Genomic DNA, 16,029 nt, shown 5'->3' on the forward strand with positions numbered 1-16,029 from the left:
TCGGTGAAAGTTGAGATCTTCGCCGGGATTTTTGACTTGCCCGAAACCCTTGACAGAGGCCCGCCCCATTACGGAAGCAGGCTTTGGGAAGGGTGTTTCAACTTCTCAAAGGAAAGACCCATGTCCATGACCGTTCAACCCCAGTCAGACCGTCCGGATCCGACCGTGATCGCGGCGCAGAACGACGCGTTCCGCAAACTCGCGTGCCTTGGAGTGCCGCCCGCGCAGCCCATCCAAGGCCGGATGCATGTTACCCGTTCTCTCATGGAGGCTGGTGACGGCTTCATGGCCGAGGCGGTGAAGGCGACCGGGGAGTTTGATGTGTTCGAGCCCGAAAACGACCCGGAGGGATGGCATGATTTCGGGTCGGTCACGGTCCGCGGCGAGACCGTGTTCTGGAAAATCGATCTGTATGAAGCGGATTCCGACTTTCGCTACGGAGCCGAGACCCCGGACAACCCCACGACCACCACGCGCGTGCTGACCATCATGCTGGCGCGCGACTGGTAGAAGGGCAGGGGACTCCTCCCCGACATCTCAGGCAATGAAGGCCCACCGACCCCTCAAAGGGAGAGTGGGCCTTTTGTCCTTTTGATCCCCGAAGCCGGGGATTGGTCACGTGCGTGAACGCGCGGATCTCACCATACCCATCGAAAAGGACATCCCATGACCGCAAGCTTCAAACCCGTCTCCGTCGCTATCGGCGATCTGACAGCTCACCCCGCCAATGTGCGTAGCAACTCCCCGGAAACCTACGACCCCGAGAACATCGCCCATCTGAAGGCCAGCATCGCCGTACTGGGCCTGCTCCAGCCGCTCCTTGTCCAGAAGCTCGAAGGCAAATATGCCGTGCTTGCCGGTGGCCGGCGCCATGCCGCGCTGAAAGAGCTGGTCGCGGACAAGGCCGTCAAGGGGTTCACGGCGAAAACCAAGGTGGACTGCCGTCTCGTCCGGGACGACTGCGACGTCACCACGGCCTTGTCGCTGGCCGAGAACATCACGCAAGCCCCGATGAACGCGATTGACGAGTTCGAGGCCTTCGCGGGGATGATGGAGGTCGATGGCCAGACCCCCGAGACCATCGCTAGGACCTTCGGCACCACAGTCGCTGCCGTGAAAGGCCGCCTGCGCTACGGTCTCATTCATCCCGACATTCGCGCGGCGGCTCGCGCGAAGACAATCACACTCGACACGATGAAGGCCTTTGCTGAGCATCCGAGCCAGGAAGTGCAGCGCGAGGTCTTCGAGGCGCTCACCAAGGAAGACAGCTACTTGCAGGCCTACACCGTCCGTCAGGCGCTCAAATCGCGCGGGGTGCAGGTCAGCGACGACATCGGTACCTTCGTGCGCGAGGAATACGAGGCGCGCGGCGGAGCGATCGCGGCCGATCTCCTGGAAGAGCATTCGGTGCTGGAAGACGCTGCGCTGGTCGAAACCATCCTGCTCGAGAAGCTCGCGGCCGCCGCCGAGGAGGCCCGCATAAAGCTGGGCTTTGCTTGGGCCGATTCGGTGGTCCGCTACGATTACGCGACCATGGCCGACTATGGCCGAGTCTATCCCAGCCCGATCGAGCCGGATGAGGCGAGCCAGAAGCGCATCGATGAGATCACCGCCGAGCTTGAGAAACTGCAGCTCGAGATGGAGGATGAGGGGCTCGAAGACGATGCCTACAATGCCCTTTACGAGCGCGTGGACGCTCTGGAAGACGAAGCGCGCGATCTGCAGGAGGCCTATAGCGCCGAGGACCTCGCGCGGTCCGGGGTGATCGCGTCGTGGCAAGGTGGAAAGATTACGCTCCATATCGGCCTCGTGCGCCCCGAGGACACCGTGAAAGAGGAGGGCGCGCGCGGTTCGTCGACCAACACCACCGGAGAGGAGGCCCCCGACGCTGGTGAAATCAGCTACCCGGCCTCGTTGGCAGAGGACCTCAAGACGGAGCGGGCCATGGCCCTCGGCGCCGCGATGGCGCTGCATCCCGAGGCCACGCTCGATCTGACGCTCTTCAAGCTGGTCAGTGATGTTCTGGCCAGCGGCATGAGCGTCACGCAGGCGATCAAGATCGATGCCCGCAAGGAATACCGCAGCCATGCCAAAATGGACGAGATCGACGAGACCTCGCTTGAGCAGGTGGCGGCGGCGCATGATGCGCTGGACCTCTCCTGGCTCGATGGCAACCGTTCGCCCGCCGATCAGTTCGCGGCGTTTCGCGCGCTGGAGGCCGGCGAGAAGGCCAAGCTCGTGGCCTATGCGACCGCCAGCACGACGCAGTCCTGCTTCGCACGGGACCGCCAGCGCGACAGCCTGATGCATGACTTCGAGATCGAGATCATGCCCGACATCCGCGCCCACTGGACGCCAAATGCGGCGCTCTTCAACCGCTTCAAGAAGGCCTGGCTCCTGAAGATCCTCGGCGAAGATCTGGGTCTGGCCCAGGAGGCGGTGACGCTGGCCTCGTCGAGCAAGAAAGAGATCGTCGCCTTCTGCGACAAGCTCTTCGCCGAGCCTTTCGCGACGCTCACGGACGCGCAGCGCGCTGCTGTGGCCGCCTGGTGCCCGCCCATGATGCAGACCGCCGGCGTCGCCTGTGATGAGGCGGAGCATGCCTCGCAATCTCCCGAGCCTGACAGCGAGATCGCGCAAGCGGCCTGAGTCCTCACGCGACCCGCGCGAGCCATGACGCCTGCGCGGGTCGATCTTCTCATACCCAACCGAAAGACATCCCCATGGCTATTCTCAAGTTCTCTGCCTCCGCTGTTGCGGCGCAGATCGCCCATGCGCGCGCCTGCAAAACCTTCCTGCCCAACTGGAACGGGCCCGTGGACAGGCCGGCCCTGATCCTAATCGTTGGCAATGGCGTGCATCTGCGTTCGAACGGCATCGATGGCACGACCACCCGTATCGTCACGACCGAACAGGCCGATCCCTCCTTTGCCTTCGCCGACGGCATGAACCCATTTCGGGATACCGACTGGATGGCGCAGCGCCGCATGGCGTTTCGCGATCTGACCGGCCAGTTCTACACGGACATCCTTGACGATGTGCAGGCGCTCATCGACCGGGGGCAGGGGGCGATCCGGCTCGCCACCGATGGCCACAGCATCCGCGTCTTCGTGCGCCGGGCCTCGGACTATCTCATCGGCGGAACCTACGAGGTGCCCTCGGGTCTTGGCGGCACGTTCCGGGTCATCCTCAAGGATGCCTGCGACACCTTCGCGATCGTTCAGAACTGCGGCAATTGCGAGGATTTCGACGCCATGCAGCCCTACCGCGTGCCGCTCGATACGCTGATGGAAATCGATGACCGGAGGGCGGCGTAATGGGTTGGCTCTTCTACACCGACGGCCGCGTCAAATCCTACGCGGATGAGAAAGCAGAGATCACCCGGCTTTGCACCTTTGAGGGCGACACGCGCAAAACCGAACTGGTGAAAGCCTGCAAGGTCGGCTCCACTTGGTATGCGGCGGCAAGGGTCACCAATTTTGACGGCACCCCTGTCGAGGACACGACCTATGTCACAGATGCTGATGGCTCGATCACCTTCGGAGCTGTCTTCCTCACCCGATATGACGACGGCTGTTGGGGATACAAAGACATGGAGGAAAGCGCAGGACCAGTCGAATCTCGCGCACCACTGAGCCTGTTGGCGCTTCTCTCCGACCTGAAAGACCCTGACAGCTACGCCCATGCCTGGCGCCAGCGTTGCCGGGACTGGGCTGCGATCCCGGACTACGAGGAGGGCGACAAGATCAGGCTCGCCGCGCCCGTGACGCTCACCGATGGCAGTACATGCCAGATCGTCACCGCGACCCACTACAGGCGGGGCCGGCAAAAGCGCCGCTGCTACCGCATCGAGGAAACCGGTGGGCTCGCACGCCTGTCGAAGGCCTCGCTTGCGGGCTCGGAGCTGCTCAGCTCCGCAAAAGGCGAGGCCAGTCCTGTGCTGGCGGAGTTCCTGGCGGGGCAGAGTGGCTGAGTTTCCCGCTGAGACAACACCACGGGACTACGCGCGCACATGCTGTCGACTTGAAATTGTATCTCAAATGAGATACATCACTCCCATCAACTGGAGGACTATCCATGCCTGCCCAAACATCCATGCTTCACGTTCGTGTTGATGATCAGCTGAAAGCACAGGCTTCGGACGCACTTGCGGGCGTCGGTCTGACGCTCTCCGATGCGGTGCGTATTCTTCTGACCCGCGTGGCAGCAGAAGGCGGATTGCCTGCCGGATTGACCGCTGATCCGGATGCCTATGACGCCTGGTTCCGGACGAAGGTACAGGAAGCGCTGGACGATCCAAGCCCCACAACGCCCCATGCCACGGCGATGCAAGACGCCCAAGCATTGATTGACGGGAAGCGCCTTGCCAAATCTTGATGGGCCCGATCTTGAATGGAAAGCCACGGCCGTCGCCGACTTGCTAGCAATCATTGACTACATCTCTGACGACAACCCGGATGCCGCCCAAGTTCTCAAAGATGAGATCGAACACAAGACGTCCCTCCTTCCAGAACGCCCTCAAATGTACCGCGCGGGCCGTGTCGATGGGACCCGGGAGATGGTTGTTCGGCCGAACTACATCGTGGTTTATGCTGAAAGCTCTGGGATGGTGACCATTTTGCGCGTTCTTCATGCTGCGCAGCAGTGGCCATGATCGGGGTGCAGGCCCCCCGCTAAGAAATTGCCCGCTCTACGCCTTCAAAGTGTAGAGCGGGCTTTTTGTCCTTTGGAATTCAGACCCTGATCCAAAGGAAATCCCCATGACCAAGCCCAAACCGGCAAACCCGGCTCTCTCAATCTCCGACGCTAACCTCGCCTCTGCCCTCGCGCAGATCGGCGCGGAGGTCGACCACCAACCCCTGCGCAGTTCAGCGCTCGCGCGCATCATGCGCGAGACGTTTCATGGCAGCGATGCTGGCGGCGTCTGGGAGTGGCGCATGGCCTACGACCTGATGCAGGCCGCCGCCATCCAGGTGCTGCTGCGTGGGGACGGCGCGGCATGTGACATCGCCGCTGCAAAGCTGCTTGCCTCAAGGCTTCTGACGGAAACCCGCCGGTCAGAGCAGCAGATCCGGCTGCAGCAGTTTTCCACGCCGCTGCCGTTTGCGGCGCTGGTCTTGCGGGCGGCAGCCATTCGCAGAGGCGAGACCGTGCTTGAGCCCTCGGCTGGCAACGGTGCCTTGGCTGCTTTTGCCGCCCGGGCCGGTGGCACGCTTTTGCTCAATGAAATCGACCCTTTTCGCCAGCGCCTCCTGCGGGTGGTTTTCAGCGGCGAGGTGACGGGCCATGACGGCGAGCATATCGACGATCTGCTGCAGACACCGGTTCTACCCGACGTCGTGGTGATGAACCCGCCTTTTGCCTCCTCGGTCGACCGATCCCGCGACAAGCACATCGCTGCCAAACATCTCATTGCGGCTGCAAAGCGCCTGGCACCAGGTGGGCGCCTGGTGGCGATCATGCCGCCGGGGTTCACGCACGACCGCGATGCCGCGCATTGGTGCCGCGCTTGCGGCCTCCTGACGCCGCGCCTGGCACTGACGATGCCGGGACAGGTTTACCGCAAGCTCGGCACCTCGGTGGAAACCCAGCTGATGGTCTTCGACAAGGTGCAGGAGGACGGCGAAATGATCCGCGTCCCTGCGCAGGATCTGGATGAGGCCTTGGCATATGTCGATGCAGTGGCCGCAACCCGGACCGAGATGCGCGCAGTCCAACGGGCGGCAGTGGTTAGTCCTGCTCGGCCGACCGTTCCATCATTTGCCCCACGCAAGACCGCCGCTGTGCCTGCCGCCATCTCCAAACCTCGGGACAATGCGGCTATCCCGCTCACTTTCACGAGCCTGGATATCGCGCGCGACAACACGCCCGTCTCGGATATTTATGCGCGCTACTGTCCGCAGCGGATCGACATCGCAGGCGCGCAGGAACATCCCACGCCGCTGGTCGAAAGCATCGCCATGGCTTCTGTGGCGCCGCCCGTGCCCTCTGGCGCGGCCAGTGCGGAATTGCGCCTGCCCGCCAGGCTGATTGAGGAGGGACATCTCTCCGAGGCGCAGCTCGAGACCATCATCATGGCGCATGATGCCCATGGGCGCGACCTGCCCGGTCGGTTTACCATCGACGAAGACCAGACCAAGCTGACGCGCGCCGATGATGACCCGGATGCTCGTGCCTATCGCCTTGGCTATTTCCTCGGCGACGGCACCGGTTGCGGCAAGGGGCGCGAATGCGCGGGGCTCATCCTTGTAAACTGGCTGGCCGGGTGCCGCAAGGCGATCTGGGTCTCCAAATCCGCCACGCTCATCGAGGACGCGATCCGCGACTGGACCGACCTTGGCGGTTCGCCCGCCGACATCCAGCCGCTTTCCAAATGGAAACCGGACCAGCCCATCACCGTGACCTGTGGCATCCTCTTCGTCACCTACGCCACGCTGCGGTCCGCGGGCAAATGCGGCACCACGCGGCTCAGCCAGATCCTCGACTGGATGGGCGCGGAGTTCGAAGGCGTGCTGGCTTTTGATGAGGCCCATGCCATGCAGAACGCGGCAGGGTCCGAGCAGGGCAGGGGGGCCAAACCCTCGCAGCAGGGTCTTGCGGGCCTGCGGCTGCAACTGGCCGCACCGCGTGCTCGCGTCTTCTACATCTCGGCCACGGGCGCCACGAGCGTGCACAACCTCGCCTATGCCGCGCGGCTGGGGCTCTGGGGGCAGGGCCCCGAATACCCCTTCCCGAGCCGCGAGAGCTTCGTTTCAGCGATGGAGGCGGGCGGTGTCGCTGCCATGGAGGTGGTCGCGCGCGATCTCAAGACGCTCGGCCTCTACACGGCGCGCGCCCTCAGCTTCGATGGCGTGGAGTATGACGTGCTTGAACACGCGCTCACCCCGGCTCAGATCGAGATCTACGACGCCTATGCGGGCGCGTTTCGGACGATCCACCACAATCTCGAGGCGGCGCTGACTGCGACTGGCGTCAATGACGCCGCTGGCGAGACCAATGCCTCGGCCGCTCGCGCCTCGGCCAAGTCCCGCTTCGAGAGCACGAAGCAGCGCTTCTTCAACCATCTCCTGATGGGCATGAAGGCGCCGACCATCATCCGCGCCATCGAGGACGATCTGGCGGCGGGCAATGCTTGCGTCATCCAGGTGGTCTCGACCGGCGAGAGCCTGCTGAAACGTCGGCTTGAAACGATGGACGCGGAAGACGAGCTCGTCGAGGGCGCGTTGACACCGAGGGACTACGTCCTAGGATACCTCGAACAGGCCTTCCCGATCCATGCGCAAAAGCTCGTGGAGATCGACGGTAACATGGTGGCGGAACCCTTGCGGGATGAGACCGGCGCGCTGGTCGTCTCGCGCGAGGCGCTAGCCCTGCGTGATGCGGCCATGATGGAGTTGATGACGCTGACCCCGATCCCCTCGGCGCTGGATCAGATCCTCTGGGCCTTTGGTGACGAGGCCGTCGCTGAAGTCACGGGTCGGTCCATCCGGCCCCTCAAGGCCGCGGACGGCCATCTCTTCATCGAAAAGCGCGCCGCCAGCAGCAATTCGTCGGAGACCCAAGCCTTCATGGATGGTGAAAAGGATATCCTGATCTTCTCCGATGCGGGCGGCACGGGCCGGTCCTATCACGCGGCCCAAACGGCGAAGAACCAGAAGCGGCGGCGGCACTACCTGCTGGAGCCTGGCTGGCGCGCCGATGCGGCGATCCAGGGGCTGGGTCGCACGCATCGATCGGCCCAGGTCAGCGCGCCTTTCTTCCGGGTCTGCACCTCCGATGTGCATGGCGAGAAGCGCTTTACCTCGACGATCGCGAAACGCCTCGACCAGCTTGGGGCCTTGACCAAGGGCCAGCGCGAGACCGGCTCACAGGGCATGTTCCGCGAGGAGGACAATCTCGAAAGCCCGATCGCACGGGCCGCGCTGCGCGGGTATTTCGCCGATCTTGCCGCTGGGCGCGCTGAGGCGATGAGCTACGAGAGCTTCACCGACTGGACCGCGCTGCGGCTGATCGACAAGGACGGGGTGCTCCTTGAAGAGCTTCCGCCGATCCAGCGGTTTCTGAACCGGGTGCTTGCTCTTCCCATCCATATGCAGAACGCCCTTTTCGCGGAGTTCATGCGCAGGATTGCCGATCAGACGGAACGGGCGCGCGCGGCGGGCACGCTCGATCTCGGCGTGGAAACCCTACGCGGCGAAAGGATCGAACAGGTCTCCACAGAGGATCTCTGGACCTGCCCGAAATCCGGCGCGGTCACGCGGATCATCGGACTTGAGGTGACGGACCCGGTCCACGTGCTGTCGGCAGATGACGCCCTCTCGCGCAATCCCGACAAGCTGCCGATGGTCAATCGCGCCTCCGGTCGCGTGGCGCTCATCTCGGCGAGGCCCATGCAGATGTATGACGAGGATATCGTGACGCTGATGCGCAAGGCGGTACGGCCCAATGGGTCGAGCTACCTTGAGGAGATGCGCTTCGAGTCCTCGGCCTGGGAAGAGATCGGCAAGTCTGAGTTCATTCGGCTCTGGGATGAAGAGGCGGCTGCCCTGCCGAAGACCACCACAACCAAGCTCTATCTGCTGACCGGTCTCCTGCTGCCGATCTGGAAGGACATTCCGACCACCAATGAGCGCATCTACCGGGTCACGCCCGACGGGGCGACGGCCATGATCGGGCGGACGCTGAGCGAGGACGGGGCGGCCGCGCTGCGCGCCCGCTTCCTCGTCTCCAACCCGCAAACGCCGCAGGAGATGCTGACCGCAGCCCTCGGAACCACCGCGCCTGTCGATCTGGGCCGCGGCCTGACCCTGACCCGCCGCCGGGTCGCTGGCGAGATGCGCCTCGAGCTTGGTGGTGCGGATCGGGGCATGATTGATGGCCTCAAAGCCCTCGGCTGCTTCACCGAGATCATCGCCTTCCAGCTGCGGGTGTTCCTGCCGCATGAGGAAGGGGTCGATACATTGGGCATTCTGGCACGGATCGTGGGGCAGGGAACCAGCAAGGCGGCAGACCAAGCCGCCTGAAAAGTCAAAGCAGGCTTTGGGTCGGGCGTCGCAGATCGGGATTTGTCCGGTCTGCGCGTTCCGGGCGCGCGCGGGCCAATGCCACGCTCGCCCCCCCAATTGCAGACAAGAGGACAGACCCATGACCAAACCCCAGATCGACTATGCCGCAATGGCGGCTCAGTGGCGCGCAGAGCGTGAAACCACCCTGAAGGCGACCCGAGCGGAGCTGATCGCGCAATTGTGCGCGCTTGGCATCCGCGAGGTCACTGCCGAATACGAAGGCTATGGCGACTCCGGCAATGTTGAGGATGTGACCGTGCAGCCTGCAGAGGTCCAACTGCCGGAGGCGCTTGCCACAGAGGTTGGCGACTTCGCCTGGTCGCTCGCCTATCACCATCACCCAGGGTTCGAGAACAACGAGGGCGGCTATGGCACGCTGACCTGGGACATCACGGGCGACAGCATCACGCTCGATCATGCGGACCGCTATGTCGAATGCTCGCACAGCTATGACGAGGGACTGTGAGATGGCCCATCCGCTTCATCATGCTGAAAGCTCTGCCCGGAAATTCGGCGGGGTGCCATCTGACTATCAGTCTGTGCACGATTGGTTCGATGCCTCGAAAGAGCACCTCGCGCTCTTCACGCACCGAGCCATGCGCCACCACGCTCAAGGCCTTTTTGAGGCCGAACGTGTCTTCGGCTTGACCCTGACCAATAGCGCAGGTCGGGACATTCCCGTGCGCTGGATCGGCGAGCAGCATATCCGTGAAGACTGCCAGGGCCGCATCCCGAGCATGGCGGACTGGCTGCGACGGATCCAGCCCGAGCCATGGATGGCCAATGGCCATATCGACCGGCATGTCGGCGATGAGCCCTGCGGCGACCCAAGGGTTGCCTGGGCATCCGAAGTCGCCGCCGGACGAACGGTTCTCGGCCTGAAGGATTGGATGGCGGCGCGCGCGATGCAAGCGGCGCAGAGTGCCTGACAGGACCCGGCTTTTTGCCAATTGAATGCCGCACGGAAGCCCGGTTGGAAGATCGGGCTTCTTGCGTCGTTTCCCCACCACTCTACTTGAGGAGGATCACATGACACTCGATGACATCAAGGCGGCCGTCGATGCCGGCCAGACCGTGCATTGGGCCAATACCGGCTACATTGTCCACAAGGACAGGTTCGGTCAGTACCTGATCACCTATCAGCCGAACGGTAGCTGCATCGGCCTGACCGACCGGAGCGGGCACCGGTTGAACGGAAAAGAAACGGAGTTCTTCGTCGCGCGATCGGAGGACGCCGCAGAAAATCCAGGCAGCCAATCAAGATCAGACGGGCAGGGAGGGGTGTAGCACCCGGAGGTGCGGGGGGCATTCCCACTCGGACGGCAGCTCTGACCCGTGGGCGGGGCTGAAAGGAAAGCAGGCTTTCTAATTTGTGATCCCTCAAGGGGTCGAGAAAGCAATCCCGGATGCGTTGGCAAGAACGTCAGGCACCGGCCAATCCAAAAGGAACCATCCCATGTTCGCAGGAACCCTCACCCGCAATGTCGAAACCGCAGCCGCTCAGTACACCGGCATGATCCACTCGAATCGCTTTGACATCGCCATCCAGCTTGAAAACCGCCCGAAGATGTCCGAACGCAGCCCGGATTACGACGTGACGGCAGTCAACAAATCAGGCCGCAAGGTGCGCATCGGCACGGCCTGGAACGAGACCGGCAATACCAGCGGCAACCCCTACATCTCGATGCAGATCGATGTCGGCTTGGGTCCGTTCCGGGTCAACGCGGTGCAGACGAAAGAAGCGCGCGCGACCCAAAGCGGTGAATTCGAGATCATCCCGCTGGTCTCGAACGGCCTGATGAAATCCGGCTCGATCTCGGGCGAGCTCACCGCCATGGACGCTGACAACGCCTTCACCGGCTACATCGCGAACATGATGTTCGATCTGGAGTTCATGCTGATCGAGAACAGCTATAAATCCGAGGAGACCCACCCCGATTACCGGATTGAGGTCAGCTCGCCCCGGGGCACACCGATCCGCGTCGGCTCGGCCTGGATGGCGAAAAGCAGCCGCACGGGCAATGACTACCTGTCGCTGCTGATCAACACGCCCGATGGCGATCTGCGCGTGAACGCCGTACAGAACGAAGAACAGCGCGGCGGGCAGACCTTCTCGATCATCCCGTTCATCGATAGTGGTGAGCCGCAGCAAGATGCGGGTGCGGGACTGTCGCTGGTCGCATGACTAACGCGCGAGATTAGACGATCCGCACCGAAAGGGGAGCCGTGGGATCACGGTTCCCCTTTTTCTGTGCTGACAGGGTGTAGATACGCACTTGAGTTTGTTGAGTGCCGAACCGCCCTACTGTGGTTCTCAGGATTATGCGACGCCGTTGCCTCACGTCTAAAACGACCATCCGCCACAGTCACTCGGTTCCAACTCGGTTCACATCATACAATGAGATTAACAGCGGATTTTAGCGTTGTCGTTGAAGGCTGCGCCTCAACGCACGGTTGCCCTCGTTTGGGTCATCCTCTCCAGGGTGTTTTCCTCCGCCCTTCCATTCGTCCGATGCAAGCCATTCCTCGAAATAGATCAGCCAGAGGTGGGTCCAGGGGATAATGGTGAGGTCCAGACGCTTGCTGGCGTCCCATTGTCCGGTTCCGGGCAGATAGAGACAGAGCCGATCCGGGTCATGGTAGATATGCGGCAGGTCGCGTTGACCGGCGAGCAACCTCAAGTCAGGATCTACAACCCGAACGTCCGGCGTTCCGTCCCTCTCCAGGACAAGGGTGACCTGATACGTCCGGGAAAGCGGCGTAGGTTGTGCGTGAAAATGCCATTCCAACCGGCGCGGACCGAGCACCCCCTCGCCGGCTACTGTCTTGGACTTCTGCAGGAACAGGTACTGCTGGGGCAGTGTCAGCCGGTTTCTTGTGGTCGATCCCGCCATCGCGCTTAGTCCCCGAAAAACTCGTTCTTGGGAACGGGCGTCGAAGCGGCCGATTTTTGGGCGGTCAGGCCAACACCCGCACCAAGCACGAGTGCCCCCGTCTTTCGCCCCTCGTTCAGCGCATCCATCCGCCGGTTCATGGTCCGGGCAACAAGTTTGTCACCCAGGCTGTCCTTCATGGAGCCTACAATCGCGTCGAGGCCAACGAGGTCACGCAGGGATTCGAAATCCGCAAGCGCCTTGCTATGCCACTTGTAGAAGGCTTCGACCCGCGCGGGTCCTTCATTCCAACGCTCGGCAAAATTTTCACCTTCGGTGGTTTCGTTCCAGACCGCGTAGATCTGACGGCCATTGACTAGGGGCCGCTCGATGAAGACCGGCATCAGGCGGATCGTGTCGATCAACACCTGGAGTTCGTCTGCGAAAACGTGGCGCCTGACGCACATCTCATAGGATCGCATGGCCAAGGTCGTGATGATGATCGAGATCGGTGCGATCTCCTCCTGAACATGCAGGAATTCCAGATCCCGGTGACGCTTTAGGAGTTGCACGGTCCGCCGCAGAATGCCCTTGACGGACTGACGTACCGGGAAAGGCTCGGTCGTCGCCGCATCGCGCTGCGCCGCGATGATCGACTGCGTCATCCTCGGGACAAGGGCTGCCCGTTCGTCGAAGAGGGTCCGATAGGCCCGGGGATTCGTCGCGTGCCAATCCCGCAGCTTGCGATCGGGCACCAGCTCGCCGCGGTTCATGCAGTTCGGATTGGCAATGGTCGGGGAGATGTCGAGGTGAAAGTCACCGGCGTAGTTCAGGCGCCAACAGCGCTTCTTTTCTTCCAGGATCGACGCGTAGTAGGCATGTTCGCGCAGGCGCTTGCCGATCGCAGCCTTCAGGCGTGCCGGTGCGATTGCCGGGCCAAGACCGAGGATGAAGCTGATCAGGTCGACATCGAACTCGTCGCGTCCGATTGGTTTGATCGAGGTGCCGAGTGCGCCGGAGCCGTGCAGGTAGACATGGAGGGAAGCAAGCATCGGGTCGCTCGATCCGGCCAACCAGTCTGCGACGGCTTCGTAACTGGTACGGGCCTTCTCGAACTGGGTCTGGGTCCATTCCAGCTCCTGGCAGATTTCTTCAAGGATCGTGAAGACCTGCGCCCGCCGCTGAATGGCGGTATCGGTGAGGGGGTGCGAGAAGATCTGGTTCATGCGGCGTTCCGTTCGAGTTGATGCACGGGCACGAACGGCTCGGCAGGTTGCTGGAAAAAGATGGGGGTCAGTGTGGGGCTCGCATGCCGGGCACTCGAGGCGCCAAGCCCCTTGAGCCTCTGGATCTTGGTGGTGTCGTCGAGGGAAAAGAAACCCTCCGGCACGCTCGGCGAATACCGGTGAACAGCCGTCCGGTCGTGCGGATCGCCTGTCAGATGACGGGCAATGCCGAGCGCTCCACGGGATTGCCCGTCCATGAGAAGACTGAGGGCCTTCAACCCGAGACCGGCCTTGCCAGGGGATTCAGGCAGCATGTAGACCTCGTCGACACAGCCGAGGCTCAGGATGTGCAAATCCTGCGGAGACCAGCCGAGCATCGAGATCGCTTCGACGGTCGCGACGCCCACCGGATTGTTGCACCAGGTGCCACCATCGAGAAGCCCGACATCATCCACCGTCTTGTGACGCGCGAAATAGGTTGGAGCGGCCGACGTCGCCATCGCGGCGTCGAGGGCCGGCTTCCGGTAATCCTTAGTGAGCCGCGGATGATGCGACGTCTTGTAGATGTAGACGCTGCGCTGGTCGGCATCCCAGGCCGGGATCAGCAACCGGGTCTCAGCTTCGCCGATGAGCTTGTCGCCAAGGACGGCATGGAGTTCGTCCCGAAGCGTCGATGCATCGTGCTTCGGCTTGACCAGGTGACGCAAGGCGGCACGCGCGTCCCGAGCCTTTCGCCCGAACCAGCTGTTGTCCCCCGCTTGCCCGAAAATCGTCGGCCCGCGATTTTCGTAGAGTTCGAGGAGGGTTTTGGCCGGGATGCCGAGGGCAAGGCCGATCGCGAGAATACCCCCGGTTGACGTTCCCGCAATCAGGTCGAAGTAGCGGCCAATCGGCTCATCAAGGTCTTCTTCCAAACCCGCTAGGAAAGCCGCGGGTTGGGTGCCTTTGATGCCGCCACCATCGATGCTTAGGATGCGTCTCATGATGCACCTAGCTTTTCTAAGACTGGATCAACCAGCGCATTATCAGGCAGTCCTACGATGCTCTGAAACCTTGGTGTCAGCTCGCCCGTAAACGGTATGTTCATGGCTGCTTCCTCGCTTCGTTGCCTGTCTAACGCCTCTTGGGGCGATTGGGCGGTTTACAAATTTGCCTTCCTTTTGGCCTCGTGTTACAAAATAGGGACAAAAAGCCGCGCTTTCAAGCGTTGTAGTTTACAAAATATCAATCATATGGGTGAAGTGTAAACCACCCAATGGGAGGACGTTATGATTGGCAAGAGACTCAAAGGAGCCCGGGCGGCATCTGGCCTTTCGCTCCGTGCGCTTTCCGATGCCATGGAGAACAAGGTGTCCGCTCAAGCCATAGGCAAGTACGAGCGCAATGAAGACATGCCCGGATCGGGCGTGCTGCTGAGTCTTGCCCGAGCACTCGAGGTCTCTGTTGATTTCCTGCTGAGCGATGACGAGCTTGAGTTGGAGGGCGTTGAGTTTCGCAAGTCAGCCAGTTCGTCAGCCAAGGAGATCGCGACGATCGAAGCCAAGACGCTCAATATGGTTGAAAAGTACCTGGCTGTCGAAAGCTTGCTGAATCTTTCGAGTCAGGAATGGGATGCCCCGCACGAAGCGCCCTACTGGGTGACCGATGTTCGTGATGCCGAGGACGCGGCTCGCAACATGCGTGCTTCTTGGCAGCTTGGTCATGACCCGATTCCAATGCTTGCCGAACTCCTCGAGGAGCACGGGATAAAGGTGTTGTCTCTGGACGTTGATCGGATTGATGGCCTTGCGGCCAAAGTCCGTCGAAAAGAGCATCACTCCGCACGTGTTATCATGATCAAGAAGAAGACCTGGTCTGAGCGAAAGCGCTTCAGTTTGGCTCACGAACTGGGCCACATGGTTCTTAGGGTTGCCGAAGGGTGCGATTCAGAACGCGCGGCAAATCGATTTGCTGGCGCATTCCTCGTTCCGGCAGAAGTGCTTCGGCAGGAGATTGGTGCCCGCAGAACTGACATAAGCATTGGTGAGCTCATTAGTCTGAAGGATCGGTTTGGCGTTAGCATTCAAGCGCTGACGTATCGATGCAAGGATTTGGAGATCATCAACCAGGCAACATTTGCGCGCCTCTTTAAGGTCTATAAGCAACGAGGTTGGCGGGATGAGCCGTTCGAGGAGCCGAATTCCATTCCTTGGGAACGAGAAGAACCGGACCGTTTTCAAAGGTTGTGTTTTCGTGCCCTCTCCGAGGGGTTGATTGGGTTGTCTCGCGCAGCTGAGCTTCTCGAAATACGAGTAAAAGAACTGGAAGAACGTTTGGACCACATGGCATAGTCGCTGTGTGCAAGTTCTTGTTTCTGATACTTCTGTCCTGATCGACATCGAGAGAGCCTCGCTGACCGCGAGGCTCTTTGACCTCCCCTATGATTTCGTTGTTCCAGATATTCTTTATGAAGCGGAACTCCTTGAATGGATGGGCCCTGATCTGATCGATCTGGGACTGAGAGTGGAGGAGCTTACGCCAGAAGAAACCACACGCGCGACTGAGCTGAAGCGGGCGAAAGCTATGCTATCGACGCCAGATGTCTTTGCATTTTGCCTCGCGGCTGAGAGGGGCTGGGTTCTCCTTACCGGAGATGGAGCGCTCAGGGTTGAGGCAGAGCGCCAAGAAATCGCGATGCACGGCGTCCTGTGGGTCTTCGATGAGATGGAACGTCACAAGGTTTGTTCGACCGTCCTCCTCAAGTCGGGCCTCGAGGCGGTTCGTGATCACCCGAGATGCAGACTTCCCATTAGGGAAATCAATAGGCGCCTTGCGAGATACTAGCTTGTTTATTCGGCTTGCTGGAAGGAAATTGTTGCGAAGCTC

15 protein-coding genes and 1 pseudogene are annotated in these 16,029 nt (G+C 61.4%); 13 read left to right on the plus strand and 3 right to left on the minus strand.

Annotation, left to right across the window (positions count from 1 at the left end; all coding sequences use genetic code 11):
* Window positions 1-120: 120 nt before the first annotated feature.
* The 11 genes and pseudogenes from ACGYLQ_RS18290 to ACGYLQ_RS18340 all read left to right on the plus strand — a co-directional run bounded on the left by ACGYLQ_RS18290 (window position 121) and on the right by ACGYLQ_RS18340 (window position 11,250).
* Window positions 121-510 (plus strand): DUF3768 domain-containing protein, encoded by a 390-nt coding sequence (locus tag ACGYLQ_RS18290; protein ID WP_088726108.1) that lies wholly within the window; start codon window positions 121-123, stop codon window positions 508-510.
* Window positions 511-666: 156 nt separating this feature from the next.
* Window positions 667-2,649 carry a ParB/RepB/Spo0J family partition protein gene (locus tag ACGYLQ_RS18295; protein WP_394444225.1) on the plus strand — a complete coding sequence of 661 codons (1,983 nt, stop codon included), beginning with the start codon at window positions 667-669 and terminating at the stop codon, window positions 2,647-2,649.
* 74 nt (window positions 2,650-2,723) lie between these two features.
* A complete protein-coding gene (locus ACGYLQ_RS18300) occupies window positions 2,724-3,317 on the plus strand; it encodes a regulator (protein ID WP_370241444.1) in 594 nt (197 codons plus the stop codon).
* Entirely contained in the window at window positions 3,317-3,973 is a 657-nt protein-coding gene (locus tag ACGYLQ_RS18305; protein WP_394444226.1) for a DUF6927 domain-containing protein, read from the plus strand. The genes ACGYLQ_RS18300 and ACGYLQ_RS18305 overlap by 1 nt, the downstream gene beginning before the upstream one ends.
* A gap of 104 nt (window positions 3,974-4,077) precedes the next feature.
* Window positions 4,078-4,377, plus strand: coding sequence for a type II toxin-antitoxin system RelB/DinJ family antitoxin (locus ACGYLQ_RS18310; protein WP_335949252.1), 300 nt, complete (start codon window positions 4,078-4,080; stop codon window positions 4,375-4,377).
* Window positions 4,364-4,654: a type II toxin-antitoxin system RelE/ParE family toxin gene (locus ACGYLQ_RS18315; RefSeq protein ID WP_394444228.1), complete on the plus strand. Its 291-nt coding sequence runs from the start codon at window positions 4,364-4,366 to the stop codon at window positions 4,652-4,654. The genes ACGYLQ_RS18310 and ACGYLQ_RS18315 overlap by 14 nt, the downstream gene beginning before the upstream one ends.
* Before the next feature lie 106 nt (window positions 4,655-4,760).
* A complete protein-coding gene (locus tag ACGYLQ_RS18320) occupies window positions 4,761-9,023 on the plus strand; it encodes a strawberry notch-like NTP hydrolase domain-containing protein (RefSeq protein ID WP_394444229.1) in 4,263 nt (1,420 codons plus the stop codon).
* Window positions 9,024-9,144: 121 nt separating this feature from the next.
* The gene (locus ACGYLQ_RS18325) at window positions 9,145-9,531 is read left to right on the plus strand and encodes a DUF6878 family protein (protein ID WP_394444231.1); all 387 of its coding nucleotides are present in this window, start codon (window positions 9,145-9,147) and stop codon (window positions 9,529-9,531) included.
* A gap of 1 nt (window position 9,532) precedes the next feature.
* Complete coding sequence (locus ACGYLQ_RS18330; RefSeq protein WP_394444233.1) at window positions 9,533-9,994, plus strand: DUF6915 family protein; 462 nt, start codon at window positions 9,533-9,535, stop codon at window positions 9,992-9,994.
* Window positions 9,995-10,094: 100 nt separating this feature from the next.
* Window positions 10,095-10,397, plus strand: a pseudogene (locus tag ACGYLQ_RS18335) (hypothetical protein).
* A gap of 124 nt (window positions 10,398-10,521) precedes the next feature.
* On the plus strand, window positions 10,522-11,250 hold the full coding sequence (locus ACGYLQ_RS18340; protein ID WP_394444235.1) for a DUF736 family protein: 729 nt from the start codon (window positions 10,522-10,524) through the stop codon (window positions 11,248-11,250).
* A 232-nt stretch (window positions 11,251-11,482) separates the two neighbouring features.
* Here the strand turns inward: ACGYLQ_RS18340 and ACGYLQ_RS18345 are convergent, their stop codons facing one another.
* The 3 genes from ACGYLQ_RS18345 to ACGYLQ_RS18355 are packed head-to-tail and all read right to left on the minus strand — an operon-like array spanning window position 11,483 to window position 14,147.
* Complete coding sequence (locus tag ACGYLQ_RS18345; RefSeq protein ID WP_394444237.1) at window positions 11,483-11,959, minus strand: hypothetical protein; 477 nt, start codon at window positions 11,957-11,959, stop codon at window positions 11,483-11,485.
* A 5-nt stretch (window positions 11,960-11,964) separates the two neighbouring features.
* Entirely contained in the window at window positions 11,965-13,164 is a 1,200-nt protein-coding gene (locus ACGYLQ_RS18350; protein ID WP_394444239.1) for a nucleotidyltransferase, read from the minus strand.
* Window positions 13,161-14,147 (minus strand): CBASS cGAMP-activated phospholipase, encoded by a 987-nt coding sequence (locus ACGYLQ_RS18355; protein ID WP_394444241.1) that lies wholly within the window; start codon window positions 14,145-14,147, stop codon window positions 13,161-13,163. The genes ACGYLQ_RS18350 and ACGYLQ_RS18355 overlap by 4 nt, the downstream gene beginning before the upstream one ends.
* A gap of 285 nt (window positions 14,148-14,432) precedes the next feature.
* On the opposite strand from ACGYLQ_RS18355, the gene ACGYLQ_RS18360 reads away from it, so the two are divergent.
* Window positions 14,433-15,494: an ImmA/IrrE family metallo-endopeptidase gene (locus tag ACGYLQ_RS18360; protein ID WP_193143258.1), complete on the plus strand. Its 1,062-nt coding sequence runs from the start codon at window positions 14,433-14,435 to the stop codon at window positions 15,492-15,494.
* A gap of 7 nt (window positions 15,495-15,501) precedes the next feature.
* A complete protein-coding gene (locus ACGYLQ_RS18365) occupies window positions 15,502-15,987 on the plus strand; it encodes a hypothetical protein (RefSeq protein WP_394444243.1) in 486 nt (161 codons plus the stop codon).
* The last annotated feature ends 42 nt before the right edge of the window (window positions 15,988-16,029 follow it).

This window comes from Sulfitobacter sp. 1A12779 (assembly GCF_043557315.1).
Lineage (GTDB): Bacteria > Pseudomonadota > Alphaproteobacteria > Rhodobacterales > Rhodobacteraceae > Sulfitobacter > Sulfitobacter faviae.